Source organism: Roseateles sp. P5_E11 (assembly GCF_054049355.1).
On sequence record NZ_JBFUMO010000005.1, the window covers coordinates 19899 to 41193 of the forward strand.

Sequence of the window (21295 nt, forward strand, 5' to 3'; positions counted from 1 at the left end):
GCAGGGAGGAACTGCGATGCAGAAGTTGACGCTGCGCGTGCGCGCATTGGGATTGGGCCTGCTGGCCGCTGCGGCGCTGACCGCTTGTGGTGGAGGCGGCAGTGACAGCCCGCCGCCGCCGCCCGGCCCGACGGCCATTCCCGAGAACCTCGCCATCACCGCGCCGGGCACGGTCGAGTCGGCCACCGCGGTGGCGTTCGGCAATTCCGCCAGTGCGCTCACCGGGCTCAAGTACCAGTGGGACTTTGGCGACGGCGCCTCCAGCACGGAGGCAGCGCCCAGCCACAGTTTCGCCAGCGGCGGCGAATTCGAGGTGGTGCTCAAGGTCACCAACGAAGCCGGCAGCAGCCGCGAAACGCGCACGAAGGTGTCGATCACCAACGTCGCCAACGTGCGCGGGCTGGACTGCACCGGGTCGTCGAATACCGGCTGGTGCTGGCAGAACCCCAGGCCGACCGGCAATCGTGTCAACACGGTGTTCTTCCTGAATGCCACCACCGGTTGGCGCGCTGGCGACAACGGTGAGATCTTCAAGACCACCGACGGTGGTTCAACGTGGGTGCGCCAGAACTCCGGCATCAGCGCCACCATCTAYGGCATCAAGTTCTTCGATGCCAACACAGGCTGGGCCACCGGCGCATTCGGCGCCATGCTTCGCACGACAGACGGCGGCGCCACCTGGAACGTGGCCAAGGCCGGCGACGCCTCGTACGGCTACGACCAGGGCCCCATCACTATCGTGGACGCCAAGGCGGTCTATGTTGGCCGACTCGCCGATGGTACGGGCAGCTATTACGGCACCATCTATGGCAGCCCGGACGGTGGCGTGACGTGGCGTGCCATGAGCACCGTTCCTCATGCGATCACGTCGACCGGCAAGTTCTGGAGCGTACAGAACGGCAATGGCTACAGCGTGCGCGTGTCGAGCAACGGGGGTCAGAACTACTCGCAAGTGCTGGACCTGAAGACGCCTGCAAACAGCTACTACTTCGACACCACCAGCCTGGTAGCCCAAGGCGACCTGCAGGCGGCGGTCTTCACCCGGAGTTCGACCTTCGACTACACCTCGTACACGTACACCAACTTCGAAAACTTCTACACGACGGTGGATGGCGGTGCGACCTGGTCCAAGGTCGAGGTTCGGAACGCGGGCACGACGACCGGCGTTCAACGCCTGCTCGGCATCTCCGCCGATGGCAAGACGCTGACCGCCAGCGGTAACAGCGGCGTGATGCGTAGCGCGGACAGTGGTGCGACCTGGACTCCGTTGGCAGGCCCCGTGAACGGCGCGTACTACTACGGATTCGTGTCGCTTGGCGGAAACGATGTCGCGACAACGACCTCGTCCGACACGTGGCTGAGCGAGGACGCCGGCCAGACGTGGAAGAAGTTGAGCAACCCAGGGCAAAGCTCGTTGAACGTCAACAGCAACAGCCTGCGCCGTGTCKATGCCAACACGCTGCTCGTTACGGACAACTCCGGTGCAACCTACCTGAGCAAGGACAGGGGGCAGAGCTGGGCCCAGGTGGTTGCGGCCTCCGACACCGGCTACGGCCAGCAGGCCGCACTGGCATTTGCCGATGGCAAGAACGGCTTCATGACCGACCCGGTCGGCCGGGCGTTCACGACGAAGGACGGCGGTGCCACCTGGCAGCTCACGAGTACGAACTTCGGCACGGCGCGGGCGGTGCAATTCGTCAGCAAGACCACCGGTTGGCTGGTCGGTGCCGACGGCCGTTTGTACAAGTCGACGGACGCGGGGCAGAACTGGTCGGCCGCACCGATCGCGGCGGGCGTCTACTACAGCGGGCTTTACTTCGTCAACGAGAACCTTGGCTGGTCGCAACGCCTTTATGGCGGCGCGCAAGCCGCATTCACCAAGGATGGCGGCAAGACCTGGACGGAATTGGCGCTACCCAGCGGCGTGGTCTCGTTGCGCTTCGGAGACCAGGCCTGGGTGGCGGTCGGCGGCAACGGCGGCGTCTATGTCTCCACCGACTCCGGAGGCACCTGGAACGCGATGTACACCGGCACGTACAGCCAGCTGAACGCAGTCGCCTTTTCCGATGGCAAGACCGCGTGGGCAGTGGGGGCCGAAGGCACGCTGCTGAAGTCAGAAGACAGTGGCGCGAAATGGACGCTGGTCAAGCTTGCGACCGGCAACACGACGCTGCGCGATATCAGGTTCGCCACCGCCAAAGTCGGCTGGATCGTCGGCGATGCGGGCGTCATCCTGGCCACCCAGGACGGCGGCAAGACCTGGCGCCAACAAGCCAGCGGCACCACGCTCCCGCTCTATACCATTCAGGCGGCTGACTTGAACACGGCCTGGATCACGGGCCAGGGCGGTCTCGTTTTGGCGACGGGGAACGGCGGCAACTGAGTTCCCAGCACCGATTTGATTGGCCACTTCGAGGGCCAATCAAACTCAGATGCAGCCCTTCGTTCGTTTGAAGGTCCGGGGGGCGAGAGCGGGAGATGGCCGCGAACAACGCGTGGCGGTCAGGGACAATCGCTGCCCACTCTCCTGGCCCGGGTCTGTCCGGCCCTCAACTCACGATGCAAGCGCCCGCCGCGCCGGCCTTCACGGTCGCCGACTTCGACTTCGACCTTCCGCCAGAGCTGATCGCCCAGCACCCGGCACCCGAGCGCAGCGGCTCGCGACTGCTCGACGCAACTGGCGCGATGCATGTAGACCGCGTGTTCCGTGAGCTGCCGGGGCTCCTGAACGCGGGCGACTTGCTGGTGTTCAACAACACCCAGGTCATCAAGGCACGCCTTTTCGGCATCAAAGCTACTGGCGGGTCGGTCGAGGCCCTGGTCGAGCGGGTGCTGCCCGGCACGCAGGAAGTCTGGATGCACCTGCGCGCCAGCAAGAGCCCCAAGCCCGGCAGCCGTGTGCGCTTTGCCGACGCGTTCGACGCCGAGGTGCTGGGCCGCTGCGGGCCCGACAACGGCCTCTTCCATCTGCGCTTCGCCGGCGATCCTTTCACGCTGCTGGAGGCGCACGGCCATGTGCCGCTGCCGCCCTACATCGCCCATGCCGACGGCGAAGACGACCTGCGCCGCTACCAGACGGTGTTTGCCAAGGAGCCCGGCGCCGTCGCTGCGCCGACCGCGGCCCTGCATTTCGACGAGGCCCTGCTGGCCCGGCTGGCCGAACGTGGCGTCGCGACCGCGCATGTGACCCTGCACGTGGGGGCCGGCACCTTCCAGCCGGTGCGCGTCGAGCAACTGGCCGACCACAAGATGCACAGCGAATGGTTCGAAGTGCCGCCGGCGACGGTGGATGCCGTCGCCGCTTGCCGCGCGCGAGGCGGCCGGGTGGTTGCCGTCGGCACGACGACGCTGCGTGCCCTCGAATCGGCGGCGCGGGGTGGCCAACTCGAGGCCGGCGCGCGCGAGACCGACATCTTCATCACGCCGGGCTTCGAGTTCCGCGTGGTGGACCGCCTCGTCACCAATTTCCACCTGCCCAAGAGCACGCTGATGATGCTGGTCAGCGCCTTTGCCGGCTACGAGCGCATCAAGGCGCTGTACGCCCATGCGATTGCCGAGCGCTACCGCTTCTTCAGCTATGGCGATGCGATGCTGCTTTCGCGCGCCCAAGCAACGCGACCTTGAGCCGCCTCGTCGACCGCCGCCACGAATGCCGCGCGTGAAGTTACGGGCAGCGCGAAGCGCATGGTCACGCGCGCCTCGTGCCGCGCGTCCACGAGCTGCGCGCCATGCTGCTCGGCCAGCCGCCGGAGCCGGCCTTCCAGCTCATAGGGCAGCTCGCAGCCCAGCTCCACCTGGGCCACGCGCTCGATCTTGTCGGCAGTCAGCAAGGCCTGGGCGATGCAGTCGGTGTAAGCCCGCACCAGCCCGCCGGCGCCGAGCTTGACGCCGCCCCAGTAGCGCACGGCGGTCGCCAGCACGCCGTCCAGGCCCTGGTGGCGCAGCACGTCCAGCATGGGCCGGCCCGCGGTGCCGCCGGGTTCGCCGTCGTCGTTGGCGGCCGAATGCCCGCCGGCGAGCAGGGCCCAGCAGACATGGGCCGCGCCGGGGTGGGCGGCGCGCAGCTCGGCGACCCGGACCAGGGCGGCCGCGCGATCGGCGCACGGCTCGACGCGGCCGAGGAAGCGGCTCTTCTTGATGACGAGTTCGTGTTCGGCAGGTGCCGCGAGGGTCAGGGACATGTGGCGGGGATTGTCCCGTGCTCAGTCACCCGTATAGGCCGCAGCTCGGGCGCCCTTGTCGCCGAGATGGCGACGCAGGATCTCGTGGACCTTGCCCTCGGCCAGCATGGCCTGCAGCGCGCGGCGCAGCCGCTGGCGGTCGTCCTCCGGCATGCTGCGCACCATGGCCAGCGCGACGGCATTGCGCTCGGTGGGTGTGACGTCCACAGGAACGAGTTCGTCCGGGTCGTCGAAGGCGGCCATGGCGATGCCCCAGCCGCTGGGCAGGGCCAGCAGGGCGTCGGCGCGGCCGGCCTTGAGCATGCGAGTGGCGGTCTTGAAGTCGCCGGCCTCAACGAGGCGCCCCTGGTTGCGCATGCGCTGCACCCAGGCGTCGATGGTCGGGCCATGGGCATAGCCGCGCACGTCCAGCAGCCGCAGCTCGGTGTTGGCCTCGAAGGCGGCGATGGTCGGGGTGCGCGCCGCCAGCTCGCGGCGCATCAGCACCTGGTAGCGGCCCTGGGCATAGGGCACCAGTTCGGCGATCTCGCGGCGCTCCGGGCTCACCAGCGCCGACAGCGTCAGCTGCACGCCACCGCGCCGCATCTGGTCCCAGATGCGCACGCGCGACTCGACCACCAGCCGCAACTGGCAGCCCGAACGGCGCGCCAGCTCGTCGAACATGTCCTTGTCGATGCCGGCGGGCCCGGTATGCGGGTCTTCGTAATAGAAGCGGGCATAGGGGTAGAGCGCCGCTGTGTACGGGCCGCAGGCCTGGGCGGYCGCCTGCTCCCCTATCAGGGCGAGTAGCAGGCCTGCAATCAGCGGCTGGAGCGATGCGCGCATCATGGGCCGATGGTGGCGGTTCGGCAGCTTCGCGTCCAGCCCCGGCCGGCTGCGACAATCGCGCCCCCATGCTGAAGTTCGACCTCCTCAAGACCGAAGGCCGCGCCCGCCGCGGCACGCTCACGCTCAACCATGGCGTCGTGCAGACGCCCATCTTCATGCCCGTGGGCACCTACGGCACGGTCAAGGGCGTCACGCCGCGCTCGCTGCAGGAGATGGGTGCGCAGATCATCCTGGGCAACACCTTCCACCTTTGGATGCGGCCGGGCCTGGACGTCGTCACCCAGTTCGGCGGCCTGCACCGCTTCGAGAGCTGGAACAAGCCCATCCTGACCGACTCGGGCGGCTTCCAGGTCTGGAGCCTGGGCGCCATGCGCAAGATCAGCGAGGAGGGCGTCAAGTTCGCCTCGCCCGTCAACGGTGACAAGCTCTTCCTGACCCCCGAGGTCAGCATGCAGATCCAGACCATCCTCAATTCCGACATCGTCATGCAGTTCGACGAATGCACGCCCTACGAGAGCAAGGGCGTGCTGACGACCGAGCGAGAGGCGAAGACCTCGATGGAGCTGAGCCTGCGCTGGGCCAGGCGCTGCATCACCGAGTTCGACCGCCTTGAGAACCCGAACGCCTTGTTCGGCATCGTGCAGGGCGGCATGTTCACCAACCTGCGCGACGCGTCGCTGGCGGGCCTTGCCGAACTGGACCTGCCGGGCTACGCCATCGGCGGCCTGTCAGTCGGCGAGCCCAAGGCCGAGATGCAGCGCATCCTGGAACACACCGGCCACCAGCTGCCGGCGAACAAGCCGCGCTATCTGATGGGCGTGGGCACGCCGGAGGACCTGGTCGAAGGCGTGTCCCAGGGCATCGACATGTTCGACTGCGTGATGCCCACCCGCAATGCGCGCAACGGCCATCTGTTCACGCGCTTTGGCGACCTGCGTCTGCGCAATGCCCGCTACAAGGCCGACGAGAAGCCGGTCGACGAGACCTGCAGCTGCGAATGCTGCAAGGGCTTCAGCCGCGCCTATCTGCACCACCTGGACCGCTGTGGCGAGATGCTAGGCCCGATGCTGACCAGCGTGCACAACCTGCACTACTACCTGAACCTGATGCAGGAGATGCGCGACGCGCTGGATGCGGGCCGCTTTGAGGCCTGGCGGGTGCAGTTCCACGCCGATCGGGCGCGCGGCATCTGAACATGAGCGCCGCAGTGGAACGTCCTGGCGGCGCGGTGGTCTGGCTGACAGGGTTGTCGGGCGCCGGCAAGTCCACGCTGGCCGGTCGGCTTGATCAACGCCTGCGTGCCCATGGCCTGCTCACCTGCTTGCTTGACGGTGACGTTCTGCGCACCGGCCTGAACCGCGACCTCGGTTTCAGCGCCGAAGACCGGGCCGAGAACGTGCGCCGCGTGGGCGAGGTCGCAAGGCTGATGGCCGATGCGGGCCTGATCGTCATCGTGGCCTTGATCTCGCCCTTCCGGCGCGACCGCCAGGCGGTGCGCGAACGCTTCGCACCGGGTGAGTTCTTCGAGGTCTACGTGGACGTGTCGCTGGCCGTTGCCGAGTCGCGCGATCCCAAGGGGCTGTACCGAAAGGCCCGCGCCGGCCTGCTGAAGGATTTCACCGGCATCGATTCGCCCTATGAGCCGCCGGTGTCGCCCGAGCTGCACCTGCAGACCGCCACGCTGTCGCCGGACGAGGCCGCCGCCGTGGCATTCGAGCATCTGCGCGCGGCCGGCGTCATCAGCGGCTAGCGATCGCCTGCGTCACCCTTGCCCGGCGGACAGATCCCCGGTGGGGGTGTCACGCAGCTGGAAAAACCGGGTCGTCCATGGCCTGAAATCGGGCCGGCGCAACGGGCCGCCGGGATTCTGGCACTGCGTCGTCGCCCTGGCATGATCCCCGACCATGTTGAAGTCGATGCTCGCTCCGCTGCGCTGGCTCATCCGCGTCGTCCTGGCCCTGCTCATCCTGTTCGAGGAATGGGGTTGGGAGCCGTTGCGGCGCGTCTTCGCGCTGCTGGCCAAGCTGCCGCTCATCCGCCAGTTCGAGGCCCTGCTCCAGCGCCTGCCGCCGCGCTGGGCTTTCGTCGTGCTGGTGCTGCCCAGCCTGCTGATCCTGCCGATCAAGCTGGCTGCCGTCTGGCTGGTGGCCGAGGGCCACGTCATGCTGGGCGTGGGCATCGTCGTTGCGGCCAAACTGCTGGGCACGGCGCTGCTGGCATGGTTGTTCCAGCYCATCCAGCCGGCGCTGATGCAGCTGCCGTGGTTCGCCCGCTTCTACACCCGCTGGACGGCCTGGAAGACGGAGCTGCTGGCCTGGGTGCGGGCCAGCTCGGCCTGGCGTACCGCGCGGGCGATCAAGCTAAGGGTGAAGCGGTTGTTCAGGCGCGCACGAGTGGAACCGCCTTCGGCTTGAAGTGCAGGCGCTGCTCGCGCTGCGCATCGATCTCGGCGCGGATGTGAGCCAGCTCGGTCTGGCGCTCGTCGCGATAGAACAGGTTGTAGGCCTCGAAGGGCACCATGCGGCCGTCCGGCCTGGCGATGTGGATGCAGCTCTTCTTCAGCGCGCGGATGTCCAGCGACTGGGCGTCCATGAACTGAACGATGAGCACGCGGAAGACGTCGCGATAGCTGAGCTGGGGCGCGTCGATCTTGGGCAGGCAGCACAGCAGCTCGGACAGGCAGTTGGACTGGCTCTCGGGCGAGTGGTTGGTCGAGAACAGCTTGAAGACCGAGGCCTTCAGCGCCGGGTCGCCCTCGAAGACGATGGTGCTGCGGTCGCCGGACAGCAGCGTGGCGGCGTCGAGGAAGCGGGTCAGGGGCACCAGGCCGTTCGGGCCGCGCAAGGCGTAGGCCATCGCCAGCGTGTCGGGGTTGCAGGGCACCGGCAGCACGTCGGCCAGCGTGAACACACCGCTCTGCTCGGCGATGCGGCGGCGCAGCTCGCTGACGGTGAGGCGGTGCTTCGCGGCGTCGTAGGCCTCGACGCGGCCGGCGTTCTGGATGGGCTGCAGCGTCACGCCGCGTACGCAGGCATAGCTCTGGCCGTGGCGGATCACGTCGCCGATCTCGTCGTCGTTCACACCGCGCTTGACGGTCATGACCAGCGTGGTCGAGATGCCCAGCGCGTCCAGCCTGGCCAGCGCAGCGTCATGCGGCCCGCGCAGGTCGGCGCCACGCAGGTCCATCAGCGCCTCGCGCCGCAGCGAGTCGAACTGCAGATAGACCTCCAGCCCCGGTGCATAGCCGGCCAGCCGCTCGGCAAAGGCTTCGTCCTGGGCGATGCGCAGACCGTTGGTGTTGACCATCAGGTGCTTGATGGGCCGGGCCTTGGCAGCGTCGAGGATGTCGAAGAATTGCGGGTGCAGCGTCGGCTCGCCACCCGAGATCTGCACGACGTCGGCCTCGCCCTCGCTGGCCACGACGGCGTCCAGCATCGCGATGACTTCCTCCATCGTGCGGTGGCTGAGCCGCTCGGGGCCTGAGCCCGCATAGCAGGTCGGGCAGCGCAGATTGCAGTGGTCGCTGATCTCGATGAGGGACAGGCAGCTGTGCTGCATGTGGTCGGGGCACAGGCCGCAGTCATAGGGGCAGCCGTACTTCATCGGCGTCGCGAATCTCTGCGGCATCTCTGGTGGCTTGACGAACACCTCGCGGCACTGCCGGTAGTAGGCCGCGTCGTCGCTGACCAGCACGCGCTCGGTGCCGTGCGCGGGGCACCACTTGTCCATGTAGACGTGATCGTCCTTGATGACGATCTTGGCTTCGACAGGGCGCAGGCAGGTCGTGCAGACGGACTGCGTCGTGTCGTAGAACAGGTAGGGACGGACTTTGCGGGTCATGGCGTGGCGAGCAAGGGCGGCCGGCGCCAGGCGCGCAGCACGATGGGGGTGTAGACGGCGAGCGCGATGAGGCAGGTCCATTGGATGCCGGACAGGCCGAGCGGATAAGGGACCGGCACGGGCTTGAGGAATTCGACTGCGAAGCGCCACAGCAGGTAGGCGCTCAGGAAGAGCTTGAAGGCCAGGCCGGGTGTGGTGAAGCGCGCGCGGCTCAGCGTGATGCCGAGGACCAGCACGACGGCGATCTCGTAGAGCTGGGTTGGGTGCCGCGGGATGCCGTCGCCGAAGTCCACGCCCCAGAGCAACGCCGTCGGCAGCCCGTAGGTGTCGTCATGCAGGCCGGCGAGGAAGCAGCCGATGCGACCAATGGCGAGGCCGACGGCGATGGGAAGCACCATGGCGTCGCCGGTGCTGCGGGTTTGGCCGGTCAGCTTCTTGGCGATCTCCACGCCAAGAAGCCCGCCCAGCAGGCCGCCGACGATGCTTTGGCCAGGCGCGAGGGCCTGGCCCTGCCAGATGGCCAGCGCCACGTCCGGCCGCTCGATGAGGAAGACGAGCTTGTTGCCCAGAGCCGCGCCGATCAACAGGCCGACGAGCACGCCAAAGTTGCCTGGTGCCAGCGCGCCGCCGGTGGGCTGGCGCCGCAGCGTGGCGCGCCACATCGCCGCGCCGATGGCCATGCCCGCGTAGGCAAAAGCGCTGTGAACCCAGGCGGCTGTGGTGGCGTCGGCGATCAAGGCTGGCGCTTGAACTGCCGCCATAGCGCCCGCCCGCACCACCAGGTCAGGCCGCCGCCGATCAGCAGGCTGGGCACCGCGATGACGAGTATGGCGCCCGCATAGTTCTCAGCCCTGTTGGAGAACATGTCGGGCAGCGACATCAGCGTGAAGGCCGCGCCACACAGGCCTGCTGCGCCAAAGCCCAGCGTGGCCACGATCAGCACGAGGATGAGCGATGCCCGTCCGACGGGGTTGACGTCCTCGCTCATGACGCTGCTCCGGCCAGCAGCGCCTGTACGCGGGTGCGCAGGCCATCAGGCGACACGGTGGCCATCGGCATCGGCCGGTCCACTGTCAGGCTGACCGGGCTCCACACCCCGCGCCGCATCGGCTTGACCATCGCCTTGCCGCCCTCGACGCGCGAGAAATAGCTGCCCCACAGATTGCCCAGCGCCATCGGGATGACGGGCACCTCGGGCATGCCTTCGATGAGCTTCATGACGCCGCCCTTGAAAGGCTGCAGCTCGCCGTCGCGCGTGATGCCGCCCTCGGGGAAGATGCAGACCATCTCGCCATCGGCCAGCACGGCCCGGGCGGCCGCGAAGGCGGCTTCATAGGTGGCCGGGTCGGTCTTCTGCGGCGCGATCGGAATGGCCTTGGCGAGCTTGAACATCCAGCCGAGCACGGGGATGCGGAAGATCTGCGCGTCCATCAGGAAGCGGATGGGCCGAGGGCTGGCGGCCATCAGCAGCACGGCGTCGACAAAGCTGACGTGGTTGCAGACCAGCACGGCCGGGCCGGTGGTCGGGATGCGCTCGTCGTTGACGACGCGAAAGCGATAGACGATGCGCGTCAGCACGAAGGCAGCGAAGCGCAGCAGGTACTCCGGCACGATGAGGAAGATGTAGAACGCGACGACCGCGTTGGCGATGCCGACCGCCAGGAAGATCTGCGGGATGGTCAGGCCCGCGCCCAGCATGGCGCCGGCGATGACCGAGCTGGCGATCATGAAGACCGCGTTCAGGATGTTGTTGGCCGCGATGATGCGGGCACGGTGGCTGGGCTGGGCGCGCAGCTGGATCAGCGCATACATGGGCACGCTGTACAGGCCGGCGAACAGCGCCAGCAGCGTCAGGTCGGCCAGCACGCGCCAGTGCGCCGTGACGGCCAGGAAGGCACTGACGCTGTAGGGCTCGCTGGCGGGCAGGCCGCTCGCGGCGAAATAGAGGTCGATGGCGAACACGCTCATGCCGATGGCGCCGAGCGGCACGAGGCCGATCTCGACATGGCGCTTGGACAGCATTTCGCACATCAGCGAGCCGATGCCGATGCCGATGGAGAACACCGCCAGCAGCAGCGACGCCACCTGCGGGCTGCCATGCAGCACTTCCTTCGCGAACGCGGGAAAGTTGCTCAGGAACACGGCGCCGAAGAACCACATCCACGAAATGCCCAGCAGCGAGCGGAACACCGCCAGGCCTTCGTGTGCGATCTTCAGATTGCGCCAAGTCTCGGTGAAGGGGTTCCAGTTGATGACGAGGTCGGGGTCGGTCGACGGGCTGGCGGGAATGGCTTGCGCGGTGACCCGGCCGGCCACGGCCAGCGCCAGGCAGGCCCAGGCCACGTGCTGGGGACCGACGACCGGTGTATCGACCAGGATGCCGCCAAGCAGCTGCCCCAGCAGGATGGCGACGAAGGTGCCCATCTCCACCATGCCATTGCCGCCGGTCAGCTCGCGCTCGCTGAGCTGCTGCGGCATGTAGGCGTACTTGACCGGACCGAACAGCGTCGAGTGCAGGCCCATCAGGAAGACGCATCCCAGCAGCGCCGGCACATTGGCCGCGTAGAAGCCCCAGGCCGCGATCACCATGATGGCGATCTCCAGGCTCTTGACGAGCTGCATCAGCCTGGCCTTGTCGTGCTTGTCGGCCAGCTGGCCGCTGGTGGCCGAGAACAGCACATAGGGCAGGATGAACAGCGCCCCGATGACCAGGCCCGCCATCTTGGACGGCAGCCAGTCCAGCTGCAGCTGGTAGGTGATCATCAGCGTGAACGCGAACTTGAAGACGTTGTCGTTCGCGGCGCCGAGGAACTGCGTCCAGAAGAAGGGCGCGAAGCGGCGCTGGCCCAGCAGCGCAAATTGATTCGGATGCGAATGAGGATCAGACATGCGTTGTTCCGGAGAGGGGGATGGGCCGAGTCATGGTGCACCACCCAGTGACTGCCGTGGATCCGGCTTTGCCGGTCCACTGGCGGTGCCCTCTTGAGGGGGCCGGCGAAGCCGGTAGGGGGTGGGCTATTCCGTCATTGCTGGACGAGTTGGGGTGATTGGGACAGGCCGGCGCGCTGCATCCACGTGAACATCGAATCCACGGTGACGGTGTCGATATGGCTGCTGAAACGACGCGCGCTCGGATGATCGTCGAAAGCGATGTTGGCCTGGGTCATGCGGCCGCCCAGGCGGGTCAGTGTGGACAGGTGCAGGTCGGTAGGCTGGTAGCCCTGGGACTTCAGCCAGGCCTGGGCGTCGCGTCGATTGGAGATGCCGGAGCCGGCGCTGCCTGCCAGGGTCTCCAGCACCCACTGGTTGCTCTGCTGGTAGGTGGTGCCGAAGGCATAGGCCACCATGCTGTAGCGGCGCTCGTTGAAACGCGCCACACGGCTGTTGTCCGTCAGCACGGGGAGCAAGGCCTGCTGCAACTCAGGCTTGAGCACGGCAAAGGCGGCCTGGTAGCGGTGCGGGTTGTCGAGGAAGAACTCACCGAGACCCTGGCGATACAGCGCCGCATGGTCGGTGCCGCAGTTGTTGAGCTTGTGCATGACGCGCCAGACGGCCGGCTGCTGCGTCGTGTCCTTGTACACAAAGCCCAGGTGGGACCATTGCAGGCCGTATTTGGAGAGGTCCTGCCCCGCGCGGGCAAGGACGACGACCTGGGCGCCGCTGGCATCGAGCTGGCGGGCCGTGGCCTGGGCGAGGTTGAGCCCCTGCTCGATCTGGCGCGCCGTTGGCTGCTTCTCCTCGCAAGGCCGGCCGGCGTGGGCGGCGGTTGCGACAGCCAGTGCGCCGGCCAGGGCGAGGGCCTGCCTCAACGGCTCACCTGCTCGTTGTAGAGCAGGGCCTTGCCGATCTCATTGGGGATGAAGGCGATGACCTCGCCGGCGGCGGACAGCAGGGTGCCCGCGCCGATGACGGAGACGACGACGGCCGCACCGGTGGACACGACGACGCCCTCGGCCAGCTTGCCGGTGGCCTTGATGCTGATGCGGGCGCCGTCGGAGGCGCGCTCCAGGACCCAGACCGTCGCGCTGCCGACGACCTCGACGGACACCACCACCAACGTCACGCCGGCCGACAGGATGCCGGCGGGGATGGCGCTGAGTGCGACGCCGCCGGCGCTGACCGCGCCGACCGACAGCACGACGGGCGCCAGGGACAGCACCGCGCTGGCCTCGGACGGGCTGTTGTGGGCCTGGGCGGGCAGGGCCAGGGCGAGTGACAGGCTGGAGAGGGCGAGCAGGCGCTTCATCAAAGGCTCCTTGGGTTATTGGGCTGCGGCGTCAGCCTGCGCAGCCGCTTCACGGCGGCCCTGCATGCGGGCTTCGAGCATGTCGGCATCGTGGGCGTCGCGCAGCATCTTGGCGAGCGTGAAGACGTTGGAGATCAGGTAGAGCCAGCAGACGCCGAGGTAGGCTTTCCAGACGGGCTGGATCTCCATGCGCCACAGGCCCCAGCCGGTGAGGCCCATGGCGAGCGCGAAGCCGCACCAGACAACGAGGCGCCACATCGGCGTGTCGACCTGGCGGTCCTGGTTGTCGCGGATGAACTTGGCCAGCGCAAAGGCGGTGGAAAGGCAGAACACATAGCCCATGACCATGAAGGCGCGGTCCAGATCCTGCCCCGGCAGCCAGGCCAGCCCCGAGCCGCACAGCGTGACGCTGAGGCCGAAGGAGATCCAGACTTGCAGGCGCCAGGCGTTGGTGTCGCGGCGGATGAAAGGGGTTTGAGCCATGCGGGTGTCTTCTTGTGAACGAATGTTGCGATGGCCGCGATCTTGCGTGAAGCCGGGGTGRCTGGCCTCGGGAATAGTTCCAAGGCGCGTGGCAAGCGCCGCAAAGTAGCGCTTCATGACACTGCCCGACGGTCGAGGGGGACCCGTGTCGCGCAGGCGCCGAGCCGCCGGTGTCGTCATGCGCTACCGTCTCGCCTCATGTCGAGCACGCAATCGCTGGTGGCCCTCATCAAGGCCGAGCTGAAGACGCAGGGCCTGAGCTATGCCGAGCTGGCCTTGGCCCTGGACCTGTCGGAGTCCAGCGTGAAGCGCATGCTCGCGCCGGGCGGCGAGATGCCACTGTCGCGTGTGGACGAGATCTGCCGCGTGCTGAAGCTGGAGTTCGCCGAGCTGGCCGCGCGCCTGGGGCAACAGGCGCCGGCTTTGCGCGAGCTGACACTGGAGCAGGAGGGTGCCGTCGTGGCCTCGCCCGTGCTGCTGCTTGTTGCCATCTGCTGCCTGAGTCACTGGGCCATCGAGGACGTGCTGTCGCGCTATCGCATTGCCGAATCCGACGCCGTTGCGGCCCTGACCCAGCTCGACCGTCTCGGCGTCATCGAACTGCGCCCGCACAACCGCTACAAGCTCAAGGTGGCCAAGACGCTGCGCTGGCGGCCGCAGGGGCCGGTCATGCAGTTCTTCCGCGAGCGGGTGATGGCCGATTTCTTCGCCGGCGGCTTCGATGGCGAAGGCGAGCTGCTGACGCTGGTGCATGGCGAGTTCGGCGCCGGCCATGCGCGCGAGCTGGCCGAACGGCTGCAGCGCACGGCCGATGACTTCGCCCGACAGCATCTGCTGGACCAGAAGCTGCCGTCCTCTGAGAAGCGGCCCTACAGCGTGGTCATTGGCCTGAGGTCATGGATCTTCGAGGCGTTCCGCGACTTGGAGCGGCCGGGCCTGGGCCAGCGCCGCGCCGGTCGTGCTGGATAGGCAAACGACCGAATCAGGCTCCCGGATAAGGCTCGGCGAGGCCGGCCTTGCGCGCGGCCTGGCCTGTTTTGGCTAGGGTTTCCGACGCATGTTCGCAAGCATTGCCCCCCGGCGGTGCGTCCATCGGCAATGGCCTCCGCAAGTTTGACGAGTTCAACAGACGCTCCGAACCGTACAACGTCGTCCGGGCAAGGACAGTCTGCGCCCACCTTTGCGGGAGAAGCTCATGACAGGCATTGACCAATGGCAAGGCGCCCAGACTCCGTCGGACGCCACACGACGACCGGCGCAATCGCACAGGCCCGCAGGCCCCGGCGGCAGACCTGCGTCGCGCGGGTGGTACCTGGCGATCGGGCTCAATGCCGTCGATCCGGCGCAGTACGGTGGTTGGGCCGGCCCGCTGATTGCCTGCGAGGCTGATGCACGGGACATGGCGGCCATCGCGACCGGCGTCGGCTGCACGGGCACCTTGCTGCTGACGCAGGAGGCGACGTCTGCGCGTGTACTCGCGGAACTTGCGGACGCGGCGCAGCAATTGCGCCCGGGCGACCTGTTCATTCTGAGCTACTCGGGCCACGGCGGGCAGCTCGGGGACGCGAACGACGAGGAGGCCGATGCCCTGGATGAAACATGGTGCCTCTTTGATCGCATGCTGATCGATGACGAGCTGTATGCGATGTGGGCCCGCTTCGCGCCTGGCGTGCGCATCGTGGTGCTGTCCGACAGCTGCCATAGCGGCACGGTCGCGAGGATGGCGCGCTATGAATTCGTCGCGCAGGCAGTGGGCATGATGGCGGTGACGAATCCTCGCCAGGCCGGGCTGAGCCCGCCTGCTGGTGCGATCAAGGCGATCCCGTTCGAAAGGGCATGGCCTGTCTACCAGGAGCGAAAAAACTTCTATGACTCGCTGCAGTATCTCTGCGGCCCCGCTGACAAGGCCAACATCGGCGCCAGCGTGATTCTGATCTCGGGCTGCCAGGACAACCAGTTGTCAATGGACGGCATGGACAACGGCCTGTTCACCGGCACGCTCAAGCGCGTTTGGGCAGATGGCCAGTACGGGCGGGACTACGAGTCTTTCTGCAGGGACATCATCAGGCTCATGCCGCCCAGCCAGACGCCTAACTACTACGTGGTCGGTGCGGCCAACGCAGGCTTCGAAGCGCAACGCCCCTTCAGCGTCTGACGCACGGCTCTGCTGCATTTACCGTGCGGCGACTCTGGAGCGTTTGATGGGGCTCAAGCCTTACCAGAACTCCCAACGCCCGGTCCAAATGACCCAGAGGCCCAGCAGCCCATTCGTCACCGCGTGCGCGATGACGGCGCTCCACAGCTTGCCGTTCCTGCGGTAGAGCAAGGCGTAGGCGAGGCCAGCGACGACGGCGGCCAGCCACAGCGTGTGGGCCAGCGTGAAGACGAAGGTGGACAGCACGACGGCACGCGCACCGACTGTCTGCGGGTTGACCCGCTCGAAGCCAGGATGCTGCACCCAGCGCATCAGGAAGCTGCGCCAGAACAGCTCCTCCATGACCGGCACAACCAGGGCTGCGCCGGCCAGGCGCAGCACGATCAGTGGCCAGATCAGCTGGCCGTTGGCATCCAGCGGCACAAAGCTGGCCGTGGCTGAGCCGAGCTGCATCCACGGCGCATCCAGCTGCACCCAGATCGCGAAGACGGCGATGCCGACAACCACGGCCCAGCCGGTCTCGCGCGCGTCGGGCAGGTTTTGCCGCACCAGCTCGCCATAGCCGCGCCAGTACCAGGCCAGCAGGCCGCCGACGATGACAGTCTGGGCGCCATAGATCCAACGTCCATCCAGGCCGATTTCGGCGGGCAGGTAGCCACGCAGCGCCAGCAGCGCCATGAAGACGAAGAAGGGAATGCAACGGGCGAGGGCGGCGGGGCTGAGCGTGGGCGTGTCGGCAGGCATGTCGGCCATCAGCTTAGCCCGAGGCCGTGACGACTCAGGGCGCTGGGCCCCCCCAAGCCTCAGGGGTGGGCACCGGAACTAGGGGCTAAGAAGGCCATCCTTGAAGGCGACGAAGACGCCATTGGTCCAGCCGAAGCCGTCCTGGGTCTCGTACTCGCCGCCGCCGCCGGGCTTGTCCTGGGCGACGTCGTATTTCTCCAGCAGCCGGCCGGTGGCGAGGTAGACGCGGTGCACGCTGGCGCACCAGCGCTCGGCGATGTCGCGGGCCAACGCCGCATGGCCGTAGCGCAGCAGGCCCTGGGCTGCCATCCATTGCAGCGGCGCCCAGCCGTTGGGGGCATCCCACTGCTGGCCAGTCGTGAGGGCCGTCGTCAACAGGCCATTGGCGCCGAGCAGGTGGCGCTGCACCTGGGCGGCCATCGCGTCGGCCTGCGGCTGGGTGGCCATGCCGAGGTACAGGGGCACGAGGGCGGCGGCCGTCAGCGGGCGCGGGTCGGTGGCCTGCCGCCAGTTCAGGTCGGCATAGTGACCCGTTGGGCCAGCATCGGCGCGCCAGAAGCGCGTCTGCAGCAGCTGGCGGCGGGCGGCCATGCGGGCCTCGAAGGCCTGGGCCGTGGCGGTGTCGCCGCTGCGCGCAGCACCCAGGGCGATCGCGCTCTCCAAGCCGGCCAGCAGCGCGTTCAGATCGACGGGTGCCAGCGCTGTCGTCTCGATCGTCGCGATGTCGGCGGGATCGGCGCACCAGCGGCCGGAGAAGTCCCAGCCGCTCTCGGCGCCGGCGCGCAGGTCGCGCCAGACGTCTGTCGGCGTGCGGCCGGTCGCGGCCTCGGCCGTCAGCACGTCCTCGCGCCAGCTCTCCTCGCGCGGCGTGCAGCGGTCGTCCCAATAGCGGTTGAGCAAGGCGCCGTCGGCGGTGCGGGCTACGCGGCGATGGGCCTGGCCGGGTGCCAGCGTGGCCTCGCCGGCCATCCAGAAGCCGTGTTCTGTTTTCAACGCGTCCAGATGGGCCGCGAAGCCGGCGGCCGGGTCGTCGGCGTGCAGCAGCTCGACCATCCTGAAGAAGAACGGTGGCTGCGAGCGGCTCAGCATGTAGCTGCGGCTGCTGTTGGGAATGAAGCCGTAGGTCGCTATCAGGTGGGCGAAGTTGGCCAGCATGGCCTCGGCCAGGTCGCACCGGCCGTCGGCCACCAGGCCCAGCATCGTGAAGTAGCTGTCCCAGTAATAGAGCTCGCGAAAGCGCCCGCCTGGCACGACATAGGGCTTGGGCAGCGCGAGCAGGCTTTCGCCGTCTTCGGCCTGGCGGTGCTCGCGCACCAGCAGCGGCCACAGCGCGCGGATGTGTTCGCGCACACCCAGGCGCGGGCCAACGGCGGTGTCATGGCCGGGCAGCACGAAATGGCCGTGGACGAAGTCGGTGAGCGAGAAGCCCGGCAGGCGACGCTCGACCTCGAAGCGCGCACGGACCATGGCGGGCGGGGTCTTGGGCCGGGCGTCGACAAAGCTCTTGCCGTCGCCGAAGACGCGCGTCATCTGCACGGCGACGAAAAGCTCGCCGTAGAGCTCGTGCGGGGTGGCTGCGCTGCTATGCGCGGTGGCGTGAGCGGGCGCGGCGGCCAAGAGGTCGCCGGGGCGCTGGGAGGAGGAAGTCATGACGCGAGATGCCGGCGCAGCCGGGCGAGCGAGATGGCCAGGGCCGTGACGGGCACGAGCAGCAGGCCGAAGGCGGTGGTGCCGTCGAAGGCAACGAAGAGGCGGCCGGTGACGAAGCTGCCCAGCGTGCCGCCCAAGGCCGAAAAGACGACGATGAGGCCGGTCATGGCCGCATGCTGGCGCTGCGGCAGAGCGCTCAGCATGGCCGAGTTGATGGCGGGGTAGATGGGTGCCAGCAGCAGGCCGGTCAGCGGCAGCAGATAGGCCGCGGGCGGGGCGTTCAGCCAGCCAGCATCGGCGCCCAGCGGTGCGACGTTCAGAGACAGCGGCAGCGTGATGAGGATCAGCGCTGCGATGCCGACCAGGCAGGCGATGACGACGGCAAACCAGCCCAGCCGCCCGATGACGGCGGCGCTGGTCAGGCGGCCCAGCGCCGTCGTCGCCGGCATGATGACCGCGAGGCCCACGCTCATCGCCGTGGGCAGGTGCAGCACCTCGTTGTTGAAGCTGGGCAGCCAGGTCGAGATGCCCTGCTCGATCAGCACGTAGAGGAAGGCCGACAGCAGGAAGACGACAACCAGGGCCATCTTCAGCAGCGGCGCCATCGCCAGCAGGTCTTCGCGCACGCTGGTGTTCGGGGACTGGATCGGACCTTCGTCGAGCGGACTGGTGAGCAGCAGCACGAAGGCACCGGCAGCCAACGCGGCCAGCAGCGGATAGACCTGCAGCCAACCTCGCCCCTCGGCATGCGCGGCCTGGCTGAACAGCAGATAGCCGCCCAGCACGCCGACCATGAACAGGCCTTCGAGCAGGTTGGTGAAGCGCGCATGGCCGGCGCGGTCGTGCGTGACCAGGCCGATCATGGAATAGGCCGAGACCTTGACGAGGGCGAAGCCCGCGCCGAGCGTGCAGAACAGCAGCTTGATCGCCCAGAAGGCCGACAGCACCGGCATCGCCAGGCAGGCCGCGCCGACGGCCGCGAGGGCCAGCAGCATCGACCGCTTCAGACCCAGGCGCGGCAGCAGCGAGGCGACCAGGAAGGAGGTGAGCGCAATCGGCAGATCCTTCCACGCGTCCAGCAGCGCGGCCTCGGCGCGCGGCACGCCGAGGGTCTGCACGACCAGCAGGTTGACCGCACCGACGCTGTTCAGCAGGGCGCCGAACAGCATGTAGGTCAGGATGATGGCAAGCCTGATGCGCAGGCCGCCGCTCGACAGGGGCACCGCCGGGAGGGTTGTGGGTTGTGTCATGTCGAGTGGGGCTTGAAGTTCAGGCGTCGCCATCTTGGCGCCTCCTCAGAACTGGAAGCCGACGCTCAGCTCGTAGGCCCGGCCGAATAGCGGCCGCGCCAGGAACACGCCGTCCTGGCCCGCACCCTGGCCCGGCACGCGGAAGTTGCCTTCTGTCAGGCCGACCTTGTTGGTCAGGTTGGTGCCGGTCAGGCGCACCTCCAGGCCGTTGTCCATCGAGAACACGGCGCCCGCGTCGATGGTCCGGTAGGCCGGCAGCTTGAGCGTGTTGGTCTGGTCCGCAAAGCGCTCGCCGACGTGGCTGAAGGTGGCAAACGTGCGCAGCTGGCCGAAGCCGGTCTGCGTCTGCCAGCTCGGCGTCAGGCGAGCCTGGAACTTGGGCGCGCGCTCCACGCGGTTGCCGGTGAACTGCTGGAAGTCCTTGTACTTGGCGTCCTGGAAATTGCCGGTCGCGGCGATCTCGAAGCCATAGCCAGGCCGCAGGGCCAGCTCGAACTCGACGCCCGTGGCCTTGCTGTTGGGGCGCAGCACGACATTGCCGGCGTTGGTGAACTGCTGGGTCTGCGAGTTGGTCAGCTTGTTGGCGTAGGCCGTCAGGAAGGCGCTGTAGAGCTTGGTGGCGGTCTTCAGGCCGATCTCGTACTGGGTGATGTCCTCGACCGAATCCTTGGTCTCGTTGGCGCCGCGGCCGCGCAGCACGTCGAAGTCGGGCAGGCGGTGGCCCTTGTTGACGCGCACGAAGGCGCTGAACTCGCGGCTGAAGGCGTAGTTGGCACCGCCGGTGAACGACGAACGGCTGAGCTTGCTGTCGATCAGCGTGTTCGTGCCGTTGAAGTACGAGAGGTTGTTGTTGTAGATCGTCGTCGGGTCGGCATCGAGGTCGCCGCTGCTGACGTTGGCGATGGTGCCGGTGATGCGCTGGGTCTCGCGGCGGGCGCCGAGGTCGATGCGCAGTTCCTTGCTCAGCTGCCACTCGTCGGCGACGAAGAAGGCGTGGGTGTTGCCGCTGTAGTTCGCGTCGAGGTTGAAGGAGAACGGCGGCGTGACATAGCCGTTGCGCGAGGCCTTGACGCCGTTGTCCAGGGCCACGTCGATGAGGCGGGCATGCGACTGCACCGTCATCAGCTGGGCCTGGCCCAGCGTCCACACGTCGTGAGAGCTGTAGCCGGCCAGATACAGGCCGACGGTCAGGTTGTTGCCCGGCGCGATCTCGCGCGACAGGCGGGTCTCGTTGCTGGTCGAGCGCAGCGCCTTGTCGACGGCCCACATGCCGTTGACGATGACGGGCGTGCTGCCGGCGACCGTGCCGCCGCCGTTGGTGAAGGTGGCGGTGCCGGTCGTCGCCGCGCGGCCGGCCGCTGCGACGACGGCCGCATCGCCATTGGCTGCGGTGACCTGGGACGTGATGTAGCTCGACAGCGTCTGCGGATTCGCGCCGGAGAACAACGCATAGGTTGGCGTGTCGCCGGTGGTGTGGCTGAGCTTGTTGGTCAGCGTCCAGTCGCCCAGCTTGGTGTCGAGGTTGGCACCATAGGTCTGCACGTCGGCGCCGCGGCCGTCGGCCAGGTCCTTGGTGACGGTGCTGCGCTGGATCTCGGGCTTGCCGTTGGGCAGGGTGCGGCCCGTCGCGCGGCCGGTTTCCAGCACGATGCTGCGCAGCTCGTTGCCGTAGAAGTAGTCCTTCAGCGCATCGAAACCGGGRTAGCTGGACGCGCTCTTGCCGTCGGTGCTGCCGACGACCGGAATGGCCGTGAAGAAGGCATTGCGGTCACGCAGCGCGCGGGCATAGAGCTGCAGGCTGCCGCCTTCGAGCTTGCGGCTCAGCACGACGCTGGCCTGCCCGCCTTCGTCGGCCGGGAACTGCGTGTCGCGCACCCCCTGGCTCTGGCGCCAGAAGCCGCCGACCATGACATTCCAT

20 protein-coding genes are annotated in these 21295 nt (G+C 67.7%); 7 read left to right on the plus strand and 13 right to left on the minus strand.

All coding sequences use genetic code 11. The annotated features are described in order from the left end of the window. The first annotated feature begins 16 nt into the window (after window positions 1–16). Entirely contained in the window at window positions 17–2383 is a 2367-nt protein-coding gene (locus tag ACXJKR_RS00970; protein WP_457319982.1) for a YCF48-related protein, read from the plus strand. A gap of 176 nt (window positions 2384–2559) precedes the next feature. Then, window positions 2560–3624 (plus strand): tRNA preQ1(34) S-adenosylmethionine ribosyltransferase-isomerase QueA, encoded by a 1065-nt coding sequence (gene queA / locus ACXJKR_RS00975; protein WP_457319984.1) that lies wholly within the window; start codon window positions 2560–2562, stop codon window positions 3622–3624. Here queA and ACXJKR_RS00980 read toward each other — a convergent pair. Together ACXJKR_RS00980 and ACXJKR_RS00985 are read right to left on the minus strand one after the other, a co-directional pair. Next, entirely contained in the window at window positions 3576–4181 is a 606-nt protein-coding gene (locus ACXJKR_RS00980; RefSeq protein WP_457319985.1) for an IMPACT family protein, read from the minus strand. The genes queA and ACXJKR_RS00980 overlap by 49 nt on opposite strands. Window positions 4182–4202: 21 nt before the next feature. Next, window positions 4203–5006 carry a substrate-binding periplasmic protein gene (locus ACXJKR_RS00985; RefSeq protein ID WP_457319987.1) on the minus strand — a complete coding sequence of 268 codons (804 nt, stop codon included), beginning with the start codon at window positions 5004–5006 and terminating at the stop codon, window positions 4203–4205. A gap of 68 nt (window positions 5007–5074) precedes the next feature. Here ACXJKR_RS00985 and tgt point away from each other — a divergent pair, with 68 nt between their 5' ends. The 3 genes from tgt to ACXJKR_RS01000 all read left to right on the plus strand — a co-directional run bounded on the left by tgt (window position 5075) and on the right by ACXJKR_RS01000 (window position 7423). After that, the gene (tgt, locus tag ACXJKR_RS00990; protein WP_457319989.1) at window positions 5075–6202 is read left to right on the plus strand and encodes a tRNA guanosine(34) transglycosylase Tgt; all 1128 of its coding nucleotides are present in this window, start codon (window positions 5075–5077) and stop codon (window positions 6200–6202) included. Between the two features lie 2 nt (window positions 6203–6204). Beyond that, window positions 6205–6759 (plus strand): adenylyl-sulfate kinase, encoded by a 555-nt coding sequence (gene cysC / locus ACXJKR_RS00995; RefSeq protein ID WP_056200800.1) that lies wholly within the window; start codon window positions 6205–6207, stop codon window positions 6757–6759. 154 nt (window positions 6760–6913) lie between these two features. Beyond that, on the plus strand, window positions 6914–7423 hold the full coding sequence (locus ACXJKR_RS01000) for a hypothetical protein (RefSeq protein WP_457319991.1): 510 nt from the start codon (window positions 6914–6916) through the stop codon (window positions 7421–7423). Here ACXJKR_RS01000 and ACXJKR_RS01005 read toward each other — a convergent pair. The 7 genes from ACXJKR_RS01005 to ACXJKR_RS01035 form a co-directional block, all read right to left on the minus strand. After that, entirely contained in the window at window positions 7389–8849 is a 1461-nt protein-coding gene (locus tag ACXJKR_RS01005) for a radical SAM protein (RefSeq protein ID WP_457319993.1), read from the minus strand. The two genes, ACXJKR_RS01000 and ACXJKR_RS01005, sit on opposite strands and share 35 nt — an antisense overlap. Beyond that, window positions 8846–9586, minus strand: a complete 741-nt coding sequence (locus tag ACXJKR_RS01010; RefSeq protein ID WP_457319994.1) for a prolipoprotein diacylglyceryl transferase — start codon at window positions 9584–9586, stop codon at window positions 8846–8848. The genes ACXJKR_RS01005 and ACXJKR_RS01010 overlap by 4 nt, the downstream gene beginning before the upstream one ends. After that, window positions 9583–9837: a hypothetical protein gene (locus ACXJKR_RS01015; protein ID WP_457319996.1), complete on the minus strand. Its 255-nt coding sequence runs from the start codon at window positions 9835–9837 to the stop codon at window positions 9583–9585. The genes ACXJKR_RS01010 and ACXJKR_RS01015 overlap by 4 nt, the downstream gene beginning before the upstream one ends. Then, window positions 9834–11738, minus strand: coding sequence for an MFS transporter (locus ACXJKR_RS01020; protein ID WP_457319998.1), 1905 nt, complete (start codon window positions 11736–11738; stop codon window positions 9834–9836). Before ACXJKR_RS01020 ends, ACXJKR_RS01015 begins: the two co-directional genes overlap by 4 nt. Before the next feature lie 134 nt (window positions 11739–11872). Then, window positions 11873–12658 (minus strand): DUF2145 domain-containing protein, encoded by a 786-nt coding sequence (locus ACXJKR_RS01025; protein ID WP_457320000.1) that lies wholly within the window; start codon window positions 12656–12658, stop codon window positions 11873–11875. Continuing rightward, window positions 12655–13095, minus strand: a complete 441-nt coding sequence (locus tag ACXJKR_RS01030) for a hypothetical protein (RefSeq protein ID WP_457320002.1) — start codon at window positions 13093–13095, stop codon at window positions 12655–12657. Before ACXJKR_RS01030 ends, ACXJKR_RS01025 begins: the two co-directional genes overlap by 4 nt. 15 nt (window positions 13096–13110) lie before the next feature. Further along, window positions 13111–13578, minus strand: coding sequence for a YiaA/YiaB family inner membrane protein (locus ACXJKR_RS01035; RefSeq protein WP_056201340.1), 468 nt, complete (start codon window positions 13576–13578; stop codon window positions 13111–13113). Window positions 13579–13776: 198 nt separating this feature from the next. On the opposite strand from ACXJKR_RS01035, the gene ACXJKR_RS01040 reads away from it, so the two are divergent. Together ACXJKR_RS01040 and ACXJKR_RS01045 are read left to right on the plus strand one after the other, a co-directional pair. Continuing rightward, window positions 13777–14547 (plus strand): helix-turn-helix domain-containing protein, encoded by a 771-nt coding sequence (locus ACXJKR_RS01040; protein ID WP_457320004.1) that lies wholly within the window; start codon window positions 13777–13779, stop codon window positions 14545–14547. A gap of 226 nt (window positions 14548–14773) precedes the next feature. Then, window positions 14774–15733, plus strand: a complete 960-nt coding sequence (locus tag ACXJKR_RS01045; RefSeq protein ID WP_457320006.1) for a caspase family protein — start codon at window positions 14774–14776, stop codon at window positions 15731–15733. A gap of 60 nt (window positions 15734–15793) precedes the next feature. On the opposite strand, the gene ACXJKR_RS01050 is transcribed toward ACXJKR_RS01045, so the two are convergent. From ACXJKR_RS01050 to ACXJKR_RS01065, 4 genes are all read right to left on the minus strand, one after another. Then, the gene (locus ACXJKR_RS01050) at window positions 15794–16486 is read right to left on the minus strand and encodes a CAAX prenyl protease-related protein (RefSeq protein ID WP_457320008.1); all 693 of its coding nucleotides are present in this window, start codon (window positions 16484–16486) and stop codon (window positions 15794–15796) included. 69 nt (window positions 16487–16555) lie between these two features. Then, entirely contained in the window at window positions 16556–18127 is a 1572-nt protein-coding gene (gene treF, locus ACXJKR_RS01055; RefSeq protein ID WP_457320010.1) for an alpha,alpha-trehalase TreF, read from the minus strand. Beyond that, window positions 18124–19377, minus strand: a complete 1254-nt coding sequence (locus ACXJKR_RS01060) for an MFS transporter (protein ID WP_082532879.1) — start codon at window positions 19375–19377, stop codon at window positions 18124–18126. Before ACXJKR_RS01060 ends, treF begins: the two co-directional genes overlap by 4 nt. Window positions 19378–19422: 45 nt before the next feature. Beyond that, a partial coding sequence (locus ACXJKR_RS01065) for a TonB-dependent receptor domain-containing protein (protein ID WP_457320012.1) occupies window positions 19423–21295 on the minus strand: 1873 nt, incomplete at its 5' end.